An 18,415-nucleotide genomic window follows, 5' to 3' on the forward strand; every position below is an offset into this window, starting at 1 on the left:
GCCGTAAAAACAGGCAATAGCTCATCAAAGGCTTGCCGATTTAGACCTGTCAGAGCACGCAGCAGACGGTCGTTATTCAACGCACGATGGAGGTTGATCATGCTGGCTCATACTCGATGAAGTCCTTTCGATTATCCCTTATTCCGCAACAAGTTTAATCTTTTCCCAAACTCACTTCACGTTCGAGATATAGGAATGAAAGCAACGATCGATCCAATCGTTTGGGATTATGCAAAAGACAATGATTTGATGATTGTCTCGAAAGATGCTGACATGCACGACCTGAGCTTAGTGTTTGGAAATCCACCGAAGGTTATTCGGCTTCGCCTTGGAAACTGTTCGACATCGCAAGTTGAAAACTTGCTGCGTCAGAACTGAGCGTTCTAGTGCAATTCGACGGATGCGTGGCTTGCTCAGAACAGAACAGCCTGCGCCAACTGATCAAGAAGTAGCTGTCATGTTGGAAGAACGGCGGGTGGAGAAATACCTTCAGTGAACGTTTTAGTTGATACCAATATTCTCCTAGATGCTATCTTGAGTCGCGATATTCAAGGGTTTTTGAATTCATCTGTAACTGTGCTATCGGTTCAAGCGTGCTTGCAGCGATTGGAAGAGCCAAATAATGAGTAGTGGGTTGGGATGGGAAGTTAGGTGATGACGATCGCGCTTCTAAAAGCGTTGCTTAACCCTATTGCGGTAAGTTGCTGATGTGATTGTTTTATTCATTCAGGAATTCGATCACTGTTTTTGAGATTTCTGCTGGAATTTGATTCATCATGCAAATCGTTCCCCCGTTAATCTCCACAACTTTACCGTGAGGAATAGCTTGAGAAACAAAATATCGATCCTTTGCCAGCGCTAATCCTAAATGCTCGAATTCCTGGACATCATCAATGCCCCACAAAATCAGCGTAGGGCACTGAATGGCATGAAATCGTTCTGCGGCATCAATGCAATAGTTGCCGACTGCCCAAACCGCATATAGCGGATAGCCAAAGCACTTCAAATCATCCAATACCCAACGGTGATTCAATTCTGCTGAGCCAACATAGCGGCTGCGAGCCAGCCAACGTTCCATTAAATGAGAACCATCTGGTTGAATCACAAACCCTTGCTCGAATCGCCGCATTAACTCTGCTTTTCCAGCTTCACCAAAGCCAGCAACATTGCACAAAATCAATTTCTTGACGCGATCGGGATAGGCAACGGCAATTTCACCCGAAACAAATGCACCCGTGTGATTGCCCAAAACATCCGTCTGTTCAATGCCTAATTCATCTAAAAGCGCGATCGCAGTTTTGGCATAGTCGGCAACTGAATACAGGCGAGATGGCTTATCGGAGTCACCAAATCCCATCAGATCCATTGCGATCGCCTGTCGTCCCTGTTCGATGAATAGTGGCATTAACTCGCGGAATTCATCGCTACTGCGAGGATTCATATGCAGCAGTAAAAGCGGTTTTCCTTCACCTCCAATGCGGTAATGAATTTGACCATCTTCAGTATCGAGAAAAGCCCGTTTAATTCGAGGAGACATAATCGTGTGATGAAGCCGCTAGGTGGATGAATTGAGCCGTTCTTCTTGAATCAGGGTACGCTGAAAGAGTTGATGATTCTTAAACCAGTGCCAGGTGCGAGTGCGGTGATTGTTGCAAGGGCTGATTTGAATCATTTCATAAAGGTAGAAATCTGGGATGGTTTTGTAGGAAAACCACAGGATCAGCGTTGCCTCATCCACTTCCCAGGCGTGCCCCTGAATCCGCTCTGTATCAAACCACAGTTTTTTGTCTCGATAGATGCCAGGAAACTGATGTTCCTCCTGCTTGCCATTTGCCCAAGTGTAGCGATTGATTTGATAGTAATCGTAATCACCCTCCTGCGGAAACTGACAGGATAGGCGAGCTTCATGCTGGTCGAGTATTTTCGCCTCTGAATCAACCAGGGTATAGGTACCAAACCATTCCCCTTCATGGCGAGCAAGCACAGGCATTTCGTCTCGAATGTTAGACATGGTGGTGTTTCTGATGCAGGATTAATCCCTGAATAGCTCTAAATTAGATTGCAGTAATCAGTTGGTTACAAGATTTAACCTGCCAGTTTTAGGATTGAAACCACCAGGGGTCTGCGATCGCCTGCGTTTTAATCAACAGCACTTTTTTGCGCATAAACCGCTTCAAAGCTGCTGCACCCATGCGAGAACCCCCCATGCCTGACCACTTAAAGGCATTTTTCTCACCTTCATGCATGATCGCCGTCAGAGCCGCATCATTGATGCTAATCGCTCCAGCATTAATTTGGTTGGCGATCGCGATCGCCGCTGTTTCTGAACCTGCAAAGACAGCCGCACTCAGCCCATAAATGGTGTCATTGGCTAAATCAATCGCTTCCTCAATGGTGGAAAAGGACATCACCGGCATGATCGGCGCAAACGTTTCTTCGGTCATTACCTTCATGGAGTGATTGACCTTAGTCAGAACCGTCGGACGGCACCATAACCCGCCTTCTAACACTTCTACTTTACCGCCGCAGTGGATGATCGCCCCCTTTGCGATCGCATCTTGCAAATGGTCGGTAATCATTGCTGCCTGTCGTTCGGCAATGATGGGACCAATTTGCCCATCTTCAACCGTGGGATAGGCAAGCTGAAGGGCGTTAGCTTTGGTGGTCAATTGATCTACAAACGGTTCAAAGATTGAATCTGCTACATAAATTCGCTCAATCGACAAACAGGATTGTCCTGTATTTACCACAGACCCCCACAAAATCGCTGAGGTGGCTAACTCTAAATCCGCAGAGTCTAAGACAATGGCAGGATCTTTGCCGCCTAATTCTAAAAAGGCTGGAATAAACTGTTGAGCCGCCGCCATTGCCACCTTACGACCAGTTGCCACACTGCCCGTAAAGCAAATCAAATCCACCTGCTCAATTAAATTAGCCCCCGTGTCTGCGGCTCCGGTAATGTAAGTCAGCACTGCTTGGAGTGGGGGAACCGCCGCGATCGTCTGCATGAATGGCTTCACGAAGCGCGGTGCAATTTCACTCGGCTTTACCACCACGGCACAACCCGCTAACAAAGCCGGAATCGTATCGATCGTCGAGAGCAAGAGCGGAAAATTCCAGGGACTAATCACGCCTGCCAATGGATAGGGAACAGCCGTTTGCTGCAACCGAATGAAGGGAATTGCCGTGTTCCGTTCCTCTCCTTGTAAGAGTTCAGGTGCAAGTTGACACCAGCGATCGAGACTGCCCAAAAATGAATCCACTTCCAAGACTGAGACCGCTAGCCGACCCGTATCTGCAACCAATGCCTCAACCAACTCATGCCGCTGCGCCTGGACAACCTGCTTCCATTGCTGTAATGCTTCGATCCGTGCCTCTATTCCTCTCTGCTGCCAGTCAATTTGGGCTGTGCGTAAGCGGTGACACAGTTCTGCCAGTTCATCAGTTGTGGGTGGTGTGATCCCGTAATCAACCTTGCCTGTGCGGGGATTGCGAACTGCGATCGATTCAGGCATGGCGTTATGACTCCCAATATAATTAGCGATATAATCGGCAGATGCGCATACCTATTGCCCTGTTGAACCACTTGAGTTTCTGGTTGAGACAGTTTCCAGAAAATACTGATGCAGAGTTGAAAGTTGAAAGCAATTCTATTTCAAACTTTTTAGAACAAAGTTCCTTGAATCACATCAGGTTGAGATTTTTTGGGTTTAGGTGGCCAAAAGACACCAAGTACGACCCATGTATTATACGGAAACACTGTACCCATAAAGAAACGGGTATCTTTGCTTTCGTTACATAGTTCATCAAGAAATTTGCGACGAACGCTCAAAGCCGCTTGCTCTTCATCACCTAAACGAGCGACTTCATTCAGCCAGAGTACTCCTAGTTCCCAGTCCTCAATCATAGCGTTATGAGGTCTGTTGCTATCATCGCATTCAAAGAGATAGCTAAACTTGTAAGGTATCTTGCGAAGAGTCCTCTGAACAGGTCCAAAAAGGGTCAATTGGTCAAATAGAAACTGCCATTCTGGTTTCCATTCAGGATCAGCGGGTTCAATCTTTAAATCAAGCACCTTTGTAGGCTGAACAACACCAAGCGATACCCGCTCAGATTCATGCAATTCTCGTAATTGCCTTACTGTATAAACTGGAATTGGATCAATAATCCGACAACGTTCTCTCCATCCATTTTTCGTGGAGAGTGGTTCTCCTAAAACGCGAAGTGTATCTAAAATTGGCTTTCTGCTTTCCTTTCTCCGATCATTACCAGCCCCATGTGGGAATAAATCAACTTCTATCCATTGATATTTTCGGAATTGCTGATTTCTTGGTCTATAACGGTAATCTATCGGATAAAGCCGTACCCACTCACCCTGCTCAGTTATCCCAGCTGTACAAACAAGCTCTTGATACCCCCTAGATGGGTGTGGATAGGTCATTACAGTTATAAGAACTTTGGTTCTGATTGCTTGATTACTCATGCTGAATAACCCAGGTGTTCAATTGGCATATCAACTAAAGTTGCTAGATGTTGAGCTAAAACATTGCGATGGCAAAAACTTGGATTAGCTTCCATACAAACTAGAACACTAGGTTCAGATTGCAATAGCCTAATTACATTAGCTAAGTCCTTCTCACAGGAAGAAAGATTCAAACGGTAATTCTCAAACAACGTTATATATTGATTCTCAGAACCTATATGTTCACGTTCTGAACCTGATATTCCTAAGCCAGGAAAGTGTTGATAGTCTATCTTCAGGGAACTACATAAGCGAGACAGAGTACTTTTATGGAAACCATACCGACGCGAGATAGGATTGTATCGCACATCAATTAACTGAGATATCCCAGACTCCATAAGGAGATTCAGAAACTCATCAACGGTTTTCCCTTCATAGCCAGCAGTATAAATACATCTCTCTGCAACTGAGCGTTCTTCTTTTCTCCTACCAGGAAGTTCACTGTTGATCGTGAACCAAGAATATTTGTCATAAATTAGATTTATTAATTTCTGTCCAGGTAGCCTTCCGTAAGTTGCAGTAATTTGACAAATATCTTTACTAACATCACTAGGCAATGTTATGTCCAGGCTCTCTCCTAGAGGAGTGAGTCTCCAGCGATTATCAGTTCCTTTCTCCAAGAAACCATTGCGAATGAGTGAATCAGTTTCTTGGTTGAGAGTAAAAGAGTAAGGACCGTATCGATATGGGATAAATTGATAAAATGTTTTGCCTCCATGAGATGGGGTTTCACAAGACAACAAAAAAGCCCACTTCATCATTTGCATGCTAGAGGCTGTCCCTCCAACTTGCTGAAGTATCATCAATAGAGCCTTTTGCCGATGTAGCACCTTATCGACCCCGAGTCAGATCATTTGTACCATACTATCTCACGCATAGCTTGGAGGTTAGCCTCACGTAATACCAATTTCATTTAAGGATGAGCAGAACTAACCCTTGTCAGGCAAGGGGTTTAAGCCCCTTGTTCAGTGCAGCCTCATAAAGAAATGGTATAAGATAATTCTGCATTTTACTTCACAAGCTTTTCAGCATTGAAAATTTTTTTAGTAAGTTCTTGATTCCTCCGGATTTGTGCCGGTAGCCGCACAACGCTGTCTTAGAAGTGGACGGAACATAGCTTATCTGTGGGAGTTCGAGGTGATCTGCTGCCGCACAACTTCACCGATCTAAATCACCTCTGAATTCGCTAAATGCTCGATCGCCTGCTGCTGGGTTTGCATAAAGTGTTTGCGATCGCCTTCCCCATTCAGCATGGTATTAGCCGGATAAAACTGAGCCTGACGGTAGCTCTCAGCATATAGTTCAAACCGCTGTCGAGAAAGCAAATTGCTTAATCCGGGACGACGACGATAACGACGCAGTGCAACCAGGTCAATTTCAGCAAAGGCAGCCATACTTTCCCCCGTCGCGGTTTCGGCTAACACCAGCCCCCGATAGTCAATAATTTTAGAACCACCATCGGCGGAAGCGATCGGGATAGAAATTTGGGCAATCCCAGCGGTATTGGCAGAAACCACGTATGCCATGTTTTCTATCGCACGGCTAATTTTGGCTATGTCTTTGGGCGATCGCCCTTGACCATACACTTCCGAGGTCGAGTGCAGAAATACCTCCGCACCCCGCATCATCAGACAGCGTGTCACTTCTGGAAATAGGATCTCATCAGAAGCGATCGCCGCCAGGTTGCCAATCTCTGTCTTTGCCACCGGAAAAACGCCCTCCAATCCGTAATGCGCCAGATAGTCATCCCATACATCATGGGGAGTTGGCGCAAACATGGAATTTAACCGTCGATAACGGAGGACGACATCCCCACTCGGAGCAATCACAAAGCAAGTTTGAAAGTACAGCTTGGGAAAGTGTGGATCGAGTTCGTAAGCATTACCAGCCAGAAAGATGCGATGCTTTTGCGCGATCTGTCCGAGTGCCTCATACTCTGCCCCCGTCATCTCTAAACAGACTTTATCTGCCCAAACCGTAAATGACTCTCCTAATGGAAATCCACTCAGGAAATATTCTGGCAAGACAATCAAACGACAGTCAGCCCCAATAAAGGCAATGCTGGCAGCAATTTGTGAACTGATGCGGGAGATCGCCTGTTGCATCAAAGCGCGGGCTTCCTGGCGATCGGTAGCGTGGTTGACGGCATGGCAGGTCAGTTGAAGTGCCAGTGCCCGGTATGTATCTGTAGTAGTCGTGTGTTTCATATCAAAGTTATAGCGATTCTCAGACGAGTACAATACCGATCGCGCTGGTTAGTCTGTTTTCCCAGCTATGGCTTTCTGTTGAGTGTGCATCCCGATCAGGTGGAGAATGTGCGATCGCAGTTTGATCAGCGTGATCTGGTTTGTGAAATCATTGGATAAATCACCACCGCATCTCAATTGATACTGGAATCGCACAACGAATCAATCGAGTTTTGGGATTTGGAGCAGGAGCCATTGACCGGCTTTTCTAAACGGCAGGCTGTGCGATGAACCCAAGCACTATCACCAAATCCACCCTTGCCCAATGGTTGATTCAAAACAGCCAGCCTATTCTGACTTAATACACCTGGGAATCCTCTGCCAGAATACATCTACAGGACTATCGACAGCTTCTTGTCAGCGAGTAACCCAGCACTTCAGCAGTTTTCCCGTAGAGTCGCAGTTCCTGCATATCTCTGCCCCAGCCACCCTGCGCCCCAGCAAGCTCTACAATGAAACCCATGCTGGAAAGGCGATTCAGGGCTGAGGCTGAGGTGGCGAAAAACGGTCAAAAGTGTTCAATTGTGATACAATTTATAGGCTGAATTTGCATCTGGCTCAAAGCAATCTGGAGGTCAAACTTCAAGATTTGCTGAACTCAGACCGCTAACCACCGTTTGCTCGTGTTTTCGGAGTTTTTGACAGTATGACTTTTGCCCAGGAGCCGTCTCAGGATCGGATCGTCCCTACAGATCTACGGAACGAAATGCAGCGGTCTTACCTGGAATACGCCATGAGCGTGATCGTGGGTCGGGCGTTGCCGGATGCCAGGGATGGCTTAAAGCCTGTGCATCGGCGGATTCTTTACGCTATGCATGAGTTGGGCTTGTCTCCCGATCGCCCTTTCCGTAAATGTGCCCGTGTGGTCGGGGAAGTGCTGGGTAAGTACCACCCCCACGGGGATACCGCGGTTTACGATGCCCTGGTGCGAATGGCGCAGGACTTTTCGATGCGATCGCCCCTGATTGACGGGCATGGCAACTTTGGCTCGGTGGATAATGATCCTCCCGCGGCTATGCGTTATACCGAGTGTCGTTTGCGGCCCATCACCACAGAGGGCATGCTGCAAGACATTGAATCGGAAACGGTCGATTTTATTGATAACTTTGACGGTTCCCAGCAGGAGCCGATCGTTCTCCCCGCCCGCATTCCCCAATTGCTGCTGAATGGCTCGTCTGGGATTGCGGTTGGCATGGCGACCAACATTCCACCCCACAACCTGGGAGAGTTGGTGGATGGGGTTATTGCGCTGATCCGTAATCCGGATCTTACCAATCTGGAATTGATGCAGTACATTCCCGGTCCCGACTTTCCCACCGGGGCACAAATCCTGGGTAGAACGGGCATCCGGGATGCGTACACTACCGGGCGTGGCTCGATCATCATGCGCGGTGTTGCCAGCATTGAAACCATTGAACATCGGGGCCGCCCAGATCGGGAAGCGATTATCGTCACCGAGTTGCCCTACCAGACCAATAAGGCAGCGCTGATTGAGAAGATCGCCGAACTGGTTAACGACAAAAAGATTGATGGCATCTCCGATATTCGGGATGAGAGCGATCGCGATGGCATGCGAATTGTGATCGAACTGAAGCGGGATGCCTATCCCCGTGTCGTGCTTAATAACCTCTACAAGCAAACTCCGCTCCAGGCAAACTTTGGAGCAAATATGCTGGCGTTGGTCAACAGCGAACCCCAGGTTATTACCCTGAAGCAATTTCTTGAAGTTTTCCTGGAATTTCGGGTTGAAACGATCACGCGCCGTACCCGCTACCGCCTGCGTAAAGCAGAAGAACGGGATCACCTGCTTCAGGGCTTGCTGATTGCCCTGGACAACCTGGATGCGATTATCAGCCTGATTCGCGGTGCCGCCGATACCCCTACCGCCAAACAGGGGTTAATTACCTCCTATAGTCTTTCAGAAGCTCAGGCAGATGCCATCTTACAAATGCAGCTTCGCCGCCTGACGGCACTAGAAGCAGACAAAATCCACCACGAGCATGAAGAACTTCAGACCCAGATTGCCGATTTGCAAGATATCCTGGCGCGGCGGGAGCGGATTTTCGACATCATCATTGAGGAAGTCACCGCACTGAAGGAAGCTCGTGCCACTCCCCGGCGCTCAGTGCTGGAGCAGTCTGAAGAAGAAATTGGTGATGCAGACCTGATTGCCAATGAGCGGGCGGTGATTCTGCTGACGGAACAGGGTTACGTCAAACGGATGCCGGTCAATACCTTTGAGGCGCAGAACCGCGCCACCAAAGGCAAAGCAGGCACTCGGATGAAAGAAGACGATGCCGTAGAGCATTTCCTCACCTGCCGCGACCATGACAGTGTGCTGTTCTTCAGCGATCGCGGTGTCGTTTACTGCCTCAAGGCATACCAGATTCCCACGGGTTCTCGCACTTCACGCGGTACGCCTGTCGTGCAACTGCTGCCCATTCCCAGAAACGAGAAAATTACTTCTGTGATTCCGGTGACAGAGTTCACCGAAGATGAGTATTTGGTGATGCTGACCACGGGCGGCTACATCAAGAAGACGGCACTGGCAGCCTTTGGCAACATTCGCACCAATGGCTTAATTGCCATCTCCCTGGAAGAGGGCGACCAACTGCGGTGGGTCCGTCGTGCCCGCGAGCAGGATACGATCCTGATTGGTTCCAGTCTGGGTAAGGCAATTCACTTCCGGGCAAACCATGAGCAGTTGCGTCCCTTAGGGCGGGCAACGCGGGGGGTGCGTGCGATGGCTCTGAGGGAAGGGGACAGTCTGGTTGGGATGGCGATTTTACCCAGTCAGATTGTTGCCGATCTGGTACAGGAACTGGAATCTGCCAGTGAGAGCGATGAGGAAACCCTGGAAACGGAAACGGTTAGCCTGGGTCCGTGGGTGTTGATTGTGACCACAGGTGGGTTTGGCAAGCGTGTCCCAGTTTCCCAATTCCGGTTGCAGAATCGGGCAGGGATGGGGTTGGTGGCAACCAAGTTCCGCAAACCGGGCGATCGCCTGGCGGCTCTCCACATCGTCAATGAAGATGAGGAACTGATGATTATCACCAACCGGGGCATCATTATCCGTCAGTCGGTGAATGCAATTTCGTCCCAGTCCCGTCCGGCTACAGGGGTGCGGGTACAGCGGTTGGCTGAGGACGATGCGATCGCTGCCGTTGCCCTGGTTCCCACCTCTGGGGAAGAAGCGGCGGCATTGGAAGATAGCGAGAGTGAGTCTACCGAAGAATAGGCAGGAACCTATTTCATCAACTGTTGCCGCAAGTTGCGGAGGGCAACCCCGGTTCCTTGCTCTGCTGCAATTTGCAACACCTGGGTCATCAGACTGGGGGTAGTGTTCTAGACCTGTTGTTTATATTCCGTAGGAGCATTGCAGTGCAATGCTCCTACCAGATCCAACCACATATTTGAAACACTACCGATCGCCATAACTTATGGTAGGTGGTGTTGCGGCTAAACAGTCAGATCCCCGGTTTCTGGAGAAATTGGTTGAATGAATCCAACAATCTGCACAAGAAACCGGGGATCTTGATGTTGCCCAGACTTTCCAAATTTCAATGAACGGTTGCAGCTTTAAGCCGTTGCCCGTTCGGTGAGGCGGGTTAACACCTGGTTCGATCGCTCCACAAAGGACTTCATCCCTTCCGCATCGAAGCCTTTCTGTGCCATTAGCGCCAGATCATAGACGTGGTGGCAGATCAGGTTCGCCAACTCAGCCGAGGGAGATTGCCCTCCTTCCTGGAGGATGATTCCCTGACTGAGGGAAGTCAGGTTTTGAATCAGGGGATGAGCCGTGTTGATCAGCAAAATGTGCTCCTCTGGGAACTCGATCGCCTGCTGTTGCAACAGGGCGTTCATTTCCCTCAGACGACGCAGGTGTTCTGGCAACAGCACGATCGCGGGTGGGGTTCCCTGGGGATCATCGGACTTCAGTGCTTCCGTCCGAATGGTGATCTTGGGACGGTTGAGTGCCTGCTCAAACAGTTCCTTAATCTGCTCACTGCGCGTTTTGTTGGTTTTGGGATCGACAATTTCAGATTCTTTTTCCTTGTCAAACAGGGTATCGTCCAGATCGGCATCGACCCGTGAGAACCGGACATCGGGATGCTCCCGTTCCAGGAAGCTGACGAAGTGGGTATCAATGAAAGAGTCCAAAAACAGGACTTCAATCCCCTGCTTCCGGTGCAGTTCCGTATAGGTCGCCTGGGTCACCTCATCAGTGCAGTAAAAGACACGATTGGGATGCTGTGCTTTGTTACGCTCCAGGTATTCGCTGAGAGTGGTGTAGAACGGCGTACCGGGTGTCGGGGATGGGGTGTCGGGGGTGGGGACATCCTGCCAGGCATCCCCTTCGCCAGACTGAACCTCTACCTTAGGTGCCTGGGAATCTCCCGCTTCCTGGCTCCTGGATTCTGTCGTCTGACTGCCCGCACCTTCCCAGGTAGTCCGATAAATCAGAATATCCTCAACCTGTTTCTTAAACTTGTCGTCATTGATGGAGCCAAATTTGACGAACGTGCCCAGGTCTTGCCAGCAGCGGATGTATTCGTCGCGATCGTCCCGGTAAAGCTCTTTCAGGCGATCGCCCACCTTCTTGGCAATGTAGTCGGCAATGCGGCGGACGGTGCGATCGTTCTGCAAAAAACTGCGGGAGACGTTGAGGGGAATGTCGATACTGTCAATCACACCGCGCAGGGGCAGCAAAAACTTGGGGATGACCTCTTCGCAGTTGTCGCTGACAAATACCTGGTTGCAGAAGAGTTTAATTTGCCCTTTGGTCGTATCAACATCGGGTCTGAGCTTGGGGAAGTAAAGAATACCGTTGACGACAAAGGGATAGTCCGTGTTGAGGTGAACCCAGAGAAGTGGGTCTTCCTGAAAAGGATAAAGGTAGCGGTAAAACTCCAGATAATCATCTTTAGTGAGTGAACTGGGAGCTTCCTTCCAAGGAGCTTTCTGCCGATTAATTTGCTCCGGTGCCTGGGGCGTGACCTCTGCCGCTTCTGCTTCCCCAGCTTCCCCAGCCTCCTTGGGTGGTTCTACCACCACCAGCTTGATCGGGAAGGGCATGAAGTCGCAATACTTCTTGATCAGGGAACGGATGCGGTAGGGTTCCAGATATTCCTGTTCTTCCTCTTGCAGCGTCAGAATGATGGTGGTACCGCGATCGCGCCGCTCGGACTCCGATAATTTGAACTCGGTGGAGCCGTCACACGACCAGTTAACAGGTTGGGAACCCGATTGATAGGAGAGCGTATCCACTTCCACATGACTGGCAACCATGAAGGAAGAGTAGAAGCCCAGCCCAAAGTGACCGATGATCTGCTGGTCGGTGCTGGCTTTGTACTTCTGGACAAATTCTTCTGCGCTGGAGAAGGCGACCTGGTTGATGTATTTCTTCACTTCATCGGCGGTCATACCAATGCCATTGTCGGAGACAGCAAGGGTCTTCTTCTCTTTGTCGAGGGTGATCACAATTTCCGGCTCACCCAGATCGCCAGAGTACTCGCCAGAGTGAGACACCATCTTCAACTTGTTGATAGCGTCTACGGCGTTGGATACCAGCTCTCTCAAAAAGATTTCGTGGTCAGAATAGAGCCACTTCTTGATAATCGGGAAGATGTTTTCAGTATGGATACTGATGTTGCCCTGTTCCAGGATGGTGGTCATAGTCCCGCTTTAGTTCTCAGTTGTAATGATTAGAAGGCTTTTAGAAACTATTGTGCGCGCAGATGCGGCGATCGCTCCCATTCTAGATTAACCAGATTGCCGAACAGAAAGATCGGGTTTCCCTACCTTTGGAGCAATTGAAAGCGCGAAAAGGGAGCAAGGGGTGCCCGAAAACAGCTTTTAGATGGACAATTTCCGGGTAATTGCTCTAAAAAGCGATTAATACAGAAACTTTCCAGATAACAACCCAAAAGGTGGTGCTGAATAGCCGCAGGTAAGTGGAATCAAATATAAGGCTGGGTGCAGCCGCATGGCTGCGCTAGAGCGATAGCGTAACCCATTTGAGTGCTGGGTTTCCTGCCTCAACCCAACCAACACAGGACTTATTATTAATCTGTCCCACTCCACATCTGGTGACACCCCTACGTATCCAGAAATACTTGTATAAAATATTGCCAGCATATATTAGATTTTCTCTCTGAAGATTTACCAAAGTCGTCTATCTAATCCTGGAAACGAAGCCTATTATGTAAAAGTTTGTCTGCCTCATCCTCCAATTTGGGATCATTAGGTAGATTTGAGTCAGCCTAATCCCCTGATTTGGGATCTTAAATAGGCAGGTTTCAGCCTAATTATCCCTGAGAGGCTAGATAGGTAGACACCGTCAACCTAATTAATAGTTAGACCGCTGTAAACGTTTGAAGATGCAGTTGGCATCCTTATGTTGACTATGCCACTATTGAAATGAAATGCCTTCCTTACAGCGAAAAACCATAAATATGAAAAAATCTACTGCTGTTGGTGCCGCAGGTTCAGCGGCAACTGCTTTTGTAGCTGCTAACACAGCTTCAGCCGTAATCGGCGGGTCTGCTGCAACTATCATGTCTGCAACTGCAGGCACTACAGGCGCAGCCTTAGCATCCGCTGCCGGTGCTTCTGGTCTCGCTGGCGGAGCGGCAATATCATCTGGAATGGCAGCAGTTGGTTCTGTTGTTGGTGGTGGAATGGCTGCTGGAGCGATAATTACAGCAGCAGCACCAGTTGCGTTTATCGCGGCTATTGGATACGTGGCATTCAAGATATTTGAAGACTAATCATAAAAAATCGTTCAACCGGATGCCTCAAAAGCTACGCTTTTGGGGCATCTTTTTTTGGTTTGATGTTAAAGGTTTAATGGTGTAGTTCACTGGTGATCGGGGGTCATCCGGTAGACCAGCATATCAGCGCTGTCGGCTGAAGAAAAGTAGCTGTAGAGTGTGTTTCTTGGTGCAACTTCTCCTACTCAACCGATAGTTTTTTGGGAACGCACCATGCTTATGAATATATTGAAGCAAGCGATCGTTGGTCTAAAAATGCCCATACACACCGACCGCCGAGAGCCAATCGGCTATTATTTACGGCGGTTGATGGGCATCGTTATGCCGCGCAGGTTATCTGTAGGGGCAGTAACCGCAAGACTATCTGTTGGTGTCCATTTCAAATTACCTTGAGGTTGCTAGTGAAACAGTACTTTAAGGTTGTGGTGAGGCGATCAGTGTTAATTCATTATTAGAATGCTGCGTCAGGGGTTAGTAGATGTATAGTTTTGAGATTTTTGCTGACTATCATCAGTTTTACTTAATGGATGATGAGAAGGAGCCAGATTATCCTTCTGATGTAACAGAGCTGGATTGCAGCAACATGGCAAAGGTCACCCCGTACATTGTTGCTGTGTATACCGTTCGCAACATGACTGTACCAGTTACTATCCGTATCAACAACACTGATCCAGGAGCCAATTTGGATGAATGGGATCATGTTGTAGAGTGTAGTGTTGATGTTCCATCCGGAAGGCTGGTGGTAATTGGCTGCACAGATTATTTGCCCGATGCTCAACGCTTAGAGATGCGACCTGGTATGTATCAAGTACGAATTTGTTATGGAAACTTAGATACCTTATCTGATAATGGTCTTGATGGCGATGATTACTATGTTATTGACCTTTGGCTTGGTCAGATGCAGGAATTAAAACTTCTCAAACAGTGGCAGAATGCTCCGTATGTGACATAGTAAGCATCAATGATGTCAGCGTTACGGCATAACAAGTTGATGGAATGGACAGTTGCAAGATCTTGGTGGGGATGCAAACTTTGTCTACTGCCGCTCATCTTGGTCGTTATGCCGTAAACCGCTATTGCTGTAGTTCCTCATCCAAAATCATGACAAAGCTCACCATTCAAGTTCGCACAGCAGATAATCTGCTCGATTTGCTCAGAGCCAACAAATCAGGTAACTGGGTAGTTGCTCAAGGCAAGGAGTAGGAGATTACTGATGTTGAGATTGTCAGCTTTGACGGCACTCAAAGAATTGAGGGTACTTTCGATGCTGAAAATAGTTTTCGGCTTGATGATGGTCGGCTGGTGATTGCATTTACAAATGCATATATTCGGAATTGCAGTATCAACTTTGATGGGCGCAATCCTGTTCGATATTTTTGAGCATTTTTAAGGAAGCACTTAAAATGTCTGAGCTAAATAAAAAAGATCCTGTAAAAATGTTACCTATCGCCATGTTTTTTGGTTTAGGCGTATGGGTTGGTGCTGTTTATTGGATTAATTTTTGGGTTAGTGAAGTGTTTCTCTGGGGACAGTGTTAGCAGCGCTCAGCAGAAGAAATATGACGAATGCATGGAAGAAAAACGGAAACTTCGGGTTGATTTACTCAAACGAGATCAACTATGTAGCTATTGGAAACATCAGTGGAAGCCATAATCAAGACTGCATTTTCTGCGTGATATGCTCTGAAAATGCGATAAACAGAGCATTATGAGCGGAATTGATCGAGATATTACTCCAGACTCCCGAACAAGCCTGATTGCTCGCCATTTGCCGAATACTTCTCAAGTTCAACGCTTGCTCCGAAGAGAGAGTAGAGCGCATGTATTCAATGATCGTGAAACTTTAGAACGGGTCACACAGGCTATCATTGCGGATGGAGAACGAACCGGAATAGAGGATGAAGACGATGATTACGAACGATATGGACTCTACTTTTCAGAGGCGATCGGATACATAATTAGAGCAGACGGGAGCCAAACCCCTCTTTACTACGGTGAGATCAAAATTGTGAAAACAACAGGTGAGTATCATGCAATCCCACGCACCAGTCCTCGCAGAACAAGCTAAAACCTGGAAGTTTCTGGAACTTTGGGTTGATCCAGTGCTTTTCCCACCTAAGATTCTCATGCTAGTGGGTGATCAAGATGGCACTTGCCGTATTTTTAATCCTGCCTCTGACTATAAACTTGTAGTCACCCACTCCAATTATGAAGCAGCCCAAGAATGGCTTCTTGAAGATGAATATGAACGGGTTAAGGGGCAACTTTTGGCTGAAGAAGTTCTGTAAACACAGACTGTACCCTTCGTAGAAACGCCGCATAAAAAAACAATGCACCGTAACAACGTTAAGTGATCGGTGAGTTGCCAAGGTGATCTGTGTCCGGTGCTTGGGAACGTTGGGCTGCTTCTCATTGTCTGTGGAGAGCGTACTGTAAAGCTATCTACTGCGGTTCAAAAGAATAGGAAGCTTGGCAATGGCTGATAGAATTTACGTCTTGGTTCATGGTTCATGGATGGGAAAGTTCTGTTGGTCTGAAGTTACACCTCGACTGGAAGATAAGGGGTACACTGTCATCAGTTTAGATCTCCCAGCTCACGGTGATGACACAACTTCTCCCGAGTCTGTATCACTAGATAGTTACCGTGATGCTGTAGTCGAAGCGATTGGAGAGCGTCACGACATCATTCTAGTTGGGCATAGCATGGCAGGAATGGTAATTTCAGGCATTGCCGAAGCTATTTCAAGCCAGATCAAAGCATTAGTTTATTTATGTGCCTACTTACCTCGGAACGGTGAGAGTCTCTATCAACTTACATCGGAGGATAACGAAACAAAGATGATGTCTTACTGGAGGCAGGATGGCTCAGAGAATAATACTTTAGCGTGGATTGCTGAAGAAGGGATCGTAGAGGTTTTCGGTGTAGATTGTCCACCCCAATATCAGGAGTTATTAGTTGCACGTCATCGCCCAGAACCAATGTATCCATGTGCAAATCCAATCACGTTAACTGATAGTGGTTTTGGATCAGTGCCACGTTTTTATATTGAAACCTTGAATGACAATGCTGTGAGTCACCAACATCAGACATTAATGCTGGATCGAGTTGCGGTTAAACGGCGATTTCAACTTCAATCCTCGCATTGCCCATTCTTTTCAATGCCTGATCAACTTGTAGATTGCTTAACAAGGGGATTGGATGATTCTACTTGACTTCTCGACACTCACAAAGTTAGTTGAAGACTTACAGCCAGCAGTCTCACAAGCCCAACGCAGCGGACCCTCGATTACTGCTGGTGCTGAGTGAAAGGTTAATAGTCGCCGCTGATTGGGATCGTTAACCATTCACCAACTGTTCGATCGCCCCTGCGGCGGTTGGTAAGGCGGCAGTTAACACTTCAGTTCCAGTTTCAGTCACCAGCACATCATCTTCGATCCGAATCCCACGCACGTCAGTAAACTCAGCAAGTCTTTCCCAGTCCACAATCCCACTAAATCGCGTTCTTCTTTCTGGATCCTGGAGAATAGCAGGAACCTGGTAGAAACCTGGTTCGATGGTGACAACCATGCCAGGTTGCAGGGGACGGTTGAGGCGGAGGTAATTTAAGCCGAAGCGATCGCTCCTTCCCCTACCTGCCTGATAACCTGCCAGGTCACCCAGATCCTCCATATCATGAACATCCAGCCCCAACAGGTGTCCAATCCCGTGGGGAAAAAACAGAGCATGAGCATCCCGATCCACCAAATCCTGCGGTTGTCCTTTCAAAATCCCCAGATCTGCCAATCCCTCAGCCATCACCGTTGCCGCTACCAGGTGAATATCCTCATATTCCACACCGGGGCGCATTGCCGCAATGCAGGCATCATGAGCCGCCAGAACCACCTCGTAAATTGCTCGTTGGGTGGCAGAAAATTTACCTGACGCTGCCCAGGTGCGGGTAACATCCGCTGCCCAACCAGAATCTACTTCAGCTCCCGCATCAACCAAAAGCAAGTCACCAGGATGAATGGAATGGTGATACTGGTGATTATGCAACACCTCCCCGTGAACCGTCACGATACTGGAGTAGGCAGTTGTGGCATTGTGCGCCATGATCACCCCTTCGATCGCCCCCCTCACCTGAGCTTCGGTTCTGGCATGGCGGGTCGCTGCCATCCCTGCTTGATGTGCCTCCACCGTAATTGCCACTGCCTGACGGATCTCTACTAGAGCTGCCACATCCTGGGTCAGGCGCAGAATAGCGATCGCCTTTGCCAATTCCAAATCGATGCCCTGCAAATCATGAATTGGGGTCAGCATCCGGTTTAAGAAGTGGGACTGAATCAGTCGGGTGGCGGCATCCTGAGTCGGAATCGTTGCCGCTCCCTCGGTCTTCCCTTTCAACTGGACAGTAGGATAAGCACCCGCTGCCCCAATCATCTCAGCGATCGCCTGCCGACTGGGGGACTCACCATGCCATAGGGTAACGTCTGGACCCAGTTCATCCATAAACAGTTCTAGCTGCCCAGCTTCTAGCCGAATGGCGGCATTTTCCAGGGGCAGACCGGCAAAGTAAAGAAAATGGCTGCTTGCCCGAAATGGATAGGGATTGGCTGGAAAATTTCGCGGGCTACCAATTCCCGACCACAGAACCACCGGAAAGTTAACGAGTTTCGCTAACCGATCGCGGCGAACTTTAAGGCTATCCGTCAGGAAATTGGGTTTGTCAGAAGTCAGCATGGCAGGGAGACGTAAGGAAGGAGTGAGGAGTGAGGAGTGTTCGCCTCTGGCATTCCCGTAGGATGAGGTGAGGGAGAAAGGCACGCGGGGTCGGCGCGGAGAGAGGAATTAATTGCTATATTTTTTGGCTATCTGGGGAACTCTAAATGAAGCGT

General features: G+C 48.4%; 19 protein-coding genes and 1 pseudogene. 11 read left to right on the top strand and 9 right to left on the bottom strand.

Annotated elements, in window-relative coordinates; translation table 11 throughout:
- Positions 1-168: 168 nt before the first annotated feature.
- Positions 169-378 (top strand): annotated as a pseudogene (locus AC1S52_RS11135) (DUF5615 family PIN-like protein); the annotation flags it as partial.
- A gap of 340 nt (positions 379-718) precedes the next feature.
- On the opposite strand, the gene AC1S52_RS11140 reads toward AC1S52_RS11135, so the two are convergent.
- The 6 genes from AC1S52_RS11140 to AC1S52_RS11165 form a co-directional block, all read right to left on the bottom strand.
- Positions 719-1,537 carry an alpha/beta fold hydrolase gene (locus AC1S52_RS11140; RefSeq protein WP_482029075.1) on the bottom strand — a complete coding sequence of 273 codons (819 nt, stop codon included), beginning with the start codon at positions 1,535-1,537 and terminating at the stop codon, positions 719-721.
- A gap of 18 nt (positions 1,538-1,555) precedes the next feature.
- Positions 1,556-2,011, bottom strand: coding sequence for a DUF3598 family protein (locus tag AC1S52_RS11145; RefSeq protein WP_482029076.1), 456 nt, complete (start codon positions 2,009-2,011; stop codon positions 1,556-1,558).
- Between the two features lie 88 nt (positions 2,012-2,099).
- Positions 2,100-3,515 (bottom strand): aldehyde dehydrogenase family protein, encoded by a 1,416-nt coding sequence (locus AC1S52_RS11150; RefSeq protein WP_482029077.1) that lies wholly within the window; start codon positions 3,513-3,515, stop codon positions 2,100-2,102.
- Positions 3,516-3,664: 149 nt separating this feature from the next.
- A complete protein-coding gene (locus tag AC1S52_RS11155) occupies positions 3,665-4,483 on the bottom strand; it encodes a hypothetical protein (RefSeq protein WP_482029078.1) in 819 nt (272 codons plus the stop codon).
- Positions 4,480-5,289, bottom strand: coding sequence for a DUF488 domain-containing protein (locus AC1S52_RS11160; RefSeq protein WP_482029079.1), 810 nt, complete (start codon positions 5,287-5,289; stop codon positions 4,480-4,482). Before AC1S52_RS11160 ends, AC1S52_RS11155 begins: the two co-directional genes overlap by 4 nt.
- A gap of 399 nt (positions 5,290-5,688) precedes the next feature.
- On the bottom strand, positions 5,689-6,729 hold the full coding sequence (locus AC1S52_RS11165; RefSeq protein ID WP_482029080.1) for a nitrilase-related carbon-nitrogen hydrolase: 1,041 nt from the start codon (positions 6,727-6,729) through the stop codon (positions 5,689-5,691).
- On the opposite strand from AC1S52_RS11165, the gene AC1S52_RS11170 reads away from it, so the two are divergent.
- The 3 genes from AC1S52_RS11170 (at position 6,721) to gyrA (ending at position 10,006) form a co-directional block, all read left to right on the top strand.
- Positions 6,721-6,888 carry a hypothetical protein gene (locus AC1S52_RS11170; protein ID WP_482029081.1) on the top strand — a complete coding sequence of 56 codons (168 nt, stop codon included), beginning with the start codon at positions 6,721-6,723 and terminating at the stop codon, positions 6,886-6,888. The two genes, AC1S52_RS11165 and AC1S52_RS11170, sit on opposite strands and share 9 nt — an antisense overlap.
- Before the next feature lie 145 nt (positions 6,889-7,033).
- Positions 7,034-7,255: a hypothetical protein gene (locus AC1S52_RS11175; protein ID WP_482029082.1), complete on the top strand. Its 222-nt coding sequence runs from the start codon at positions 7,034-7,036 to the stop codon at positions 7,253-7,255.
- Between the two features lie 159 nt (positions 7,256-7,414).
- The gene (gyrA, locus tag AC1S52_RS11180; RefSeq protein ID WP_482029083.1) at positions 7,415-10,006 is read left to right on the top strand and encodes a DNA gyrase subunit A; all 2,592 of its coding nucleotides are present in this window, start codon (positions 7,415-7,417) and stop codon (positions 10,004-10,006) included.
- Positions 10,007-10,347: 341 nt separating this feature from the next.
- On the opposite strand, the gene htpG is transcribed toward gyrA, so the two are convergent.
- Both htpG and AC1S52_RS11190 read right to left on the bottom strand, forming a co-directional pair.
- On the bottom strand, positions 10,348-12,444 hold the full coding sequence (gene htpG / locus AC1S52_RS11185) for a molecular chaperone HtpG (RefSeq protein WP_482029084.1): 2,097 nt from the start codon (positions 12,442-12,444) through the stop codon (positions 10,348-10,350).
- A 736-nt stretch (positions 12,445-13,180) separates the two neighbouring features.
- Complete coding sequence (locus AC1S52_RS11190) at positions 13,181-13,327, bottom strand: hypothetical protein (protein ID WP_482029085.1); 147 nt, start codon at positions 13,325-13,327, stop codon at positions 13,181-13,183.
- Between AC1S52_RS11190 and AC1S52_RS11195 the strand changes: the two genes are divergently transcribed.
- From AC1S52_RS11195 to AC1S52_RS11225, 7 genes are all read left to right on the top strand, one after another.
- A complete protein-coding gene (locus tag AC1S52_RS11195) occupies positions 13,326-13,538 on the top strand; it encodes a hypothetical protein (protein WP_482029086.1) in 213 nt (70 codons plus the stop codon). The two genes, AC1S52_RS11190 and AC1S52_RS11195, sit on opposite strands and share 2 nt — an antisense overlap.
- A gap of 216 nt (positions 13,539-13,754) precedes the next feature.
- Positions 13,755-13,934, top strand: a complete 180-nt coding sequence (locus AC1S52_RS11200; RefSeq protein WP_482029087.1) for a hypothetical protein — start codon at positions 13,755-13,757, stop codon at positions 13,932-13,934.
- A gap of 85 nt (positions 13,935-14,019) precedes the next feature.
- Positions 14,020-14,493 carry a hypothetical protein gene (locus AC1S52_RS11205; protein WP_482029088.1) on the top strand — a complete coding sequence of 158 codons (474 nt, stop codon included), beginning with the start codon at positions 14,020-14,022 and terminating at the stop codon, positions 14,491-14,493.
- A 451-nt stretch (positions 14,494-14,944) separates the two neighbouring features.
- Positions 14,945-15,079: a hypothetical protein gene (locus tag AC1S52_RS11210; protein WP_482029089.1), complete on the top strand. Its 135-nt coding sequence runs from the start codon at positions 14,945-14,947 to the stop codon at positions 15,077-15,079.
- Between the two features lie 169 nt (positions 15,080-15,248).
- A complete protein-coding gene (locus tag AC1S52_RS11215) occupies positions 15,249-15,608 on the top strand; it encodes a DUF6972 family protein (RefSeq protein ID WP_482029090.1) in 360 nt (119 codons plus the stop codon).
- Positions 15,571-15,828, top strand: coding sequence for a hypothetical protein (locus tag AC1S52_RS11220; RefSeq protein WP_482029091.1), 258 nt, complete (start codon positions 15,571-15,573; stop codon positions 15,826-15,828). Before AC1S52_RS11215 ends, AC1S52_RS11220 begins: the two co-directional genes overlap by 38 nt.
- A gap of 187 nt (positions 15,829-16,015) precedes the next feature.
- A complete protein-coding gene (locus AC1S52_RS11225; RefSeq protein ID WP_482029092.1) occupies positions 16,016-16,753 on the top strand; it encodes an alpha/beta fold hydrolase in 738 nt (245 codons plus the stop codon).
- Between the two features lie 124 nt (positions 16,754-16,877).
- On the opposite strand, the gene AC1S52_RS11230 is transcribed toward AC1S52_RS11225, so the two are convergent.
- Positions 16,878-18,344, bottom strand: coding sequence for an aminopeptidase P family protein (locus AC1S52_RS11230; RefSeq protein WP_482029093.1), 1,467 nt, complete (start codon positions 18,342-18,344; stop codon positions 16,878-16,880).
- Positions 18,345-18,415: the final 71 nt, after the last annotated feature.

The organism is Kovacikia sp. CALU 1929 (assembly GCF_056784235.1).

What these genes read in the sequence shown, in the direction of transcription:
- AC1S52_RS11140 (WP_482029075.1), bottom strand. Translation starts at nt 1,537, where the DNA reads ATGTCTCCTCGAATTAAACGGGCTTTTCTCGATACTGAAGATGGTCAA.
- AC1S52_RS11145 (WP_482029076.1), bottom strand. Translation starts at nt 2,011, where the DNA reads ATGTCTAACATTCGAGACGAAATGCCTGTGCTTGCTCGCCATGAAGGG.
- AC1S52_RS11150 (WP_482029077.1), bottom strand. Translation starts at nt 3,515, where the DNA reads ATGCCTGAATCGATCGCAGTTCGCAATCCCCGCACAGGCAAGGTTGAT.
- AC1S52_RS11155 (WP_482029078.1), bottom strand. Translation starts at nt 4,483, where the DNA reads ATGAGTAATCAAGCAATCAGAACCAAAGTTCTTATAACTGTAATGACC.
- AC1S52_RS11160 (WP_482029079.1), bottom strand. Translation starts at nt 5,289, where the DNA reads ATGCAAATGATGAAGTGGGCTTTTTTGTTGTCTTGTGAAACCCCATCT.
- AC1S52_RS11165 (WP_482029080.1), bottom strand. Translation starts at nt 6,729, where the DNA reads ATGAAACACACGACTACTACAGATACATACCGGGCACTGGCACTTCAA.
- AC1S52_RS11175 (WP_482029082.1), top strand. Translation starts at nt 7,034, where the DNA reads ATGGTTGATTCAAAACAGCCAGCCTATTCTGACTTAATACACCTGGGA.
- gyrA (WP_482029083.1), top strand. Translation starts at nt 7,415, where the DNA reads ATGACTTTTGCCCAGGAGCCGTCTCAGGATCGGATCGTCCCTACAGAT.
- htpG (WP_482029084.1), bottom strand. Translation starts at nt 12,444, where the DNA reads ATGACCACCATCCTGGAACAGGGCAACATCAGTATCCATACTGAAAAC.
- AC1S52_RS11195 (WP_482029086.1), top strand. Translation starts at nt 13,326, where the DNA reads ATGTCTGCAACTGCAGGCACTACAGGCGCAGCCTTAGCATCCGCTGCC.
- AC1S52_RS11190 (WP_482029085.1), bottom strand. Translation starts at nt 13,327, where the DNA reads ATGATAGTTGCAGCAGACCCGCCGATTACGGCTGAAGCTGTGTTAGCA.
- AC1S52_RS11200 (WP_482029087.1), top strand. Translation starts at nt 13,755, where the DNA reads ATGCTTATGAATATATTGAAGCAAGCGATCGTTGGTCTAAAAATGCCC.
- AC1S52_RS11205 (WP_482029088.1), top strand. Translation starts at nt 14,020, where the DNA reads ATGTATAGTTTTGAGATTTTTGCTGACTATCATCAGTTTTACTTAATG.
- AC1S52_RS11210 (WP_482029089.1), top strand. Translation starts at nt 14,945, where the DNA reads ATGTCTGAGCTAAATAAAAAAGATCCTGTAAAAATGTTACCTATCGCC.
- AC1S52_RS11215 (WP_482029090.1), top strand. Translation starts at nt 15,249, where the DNA reads ATGAGCGGAATTGATCGAGATATTACTCCAGACTCCCGAACAAGCCTG.
- AC1S52_RS11220 (WP_482029091.1), top strand. Translation starts at nt 15,571, where the DNA reads ATGCAATCCCACGCACCAGTCCTCGCAGAACAAGCTAAAACCTGGAAG.
- AC1S52_RS11225 (WP_482029092.1), top strand. Translation starts at nt 16,016, where the DNA reads ATGGCTGATAGAATTTACGTCTTGGTTCATGGTTCATGGATGGGAAAG.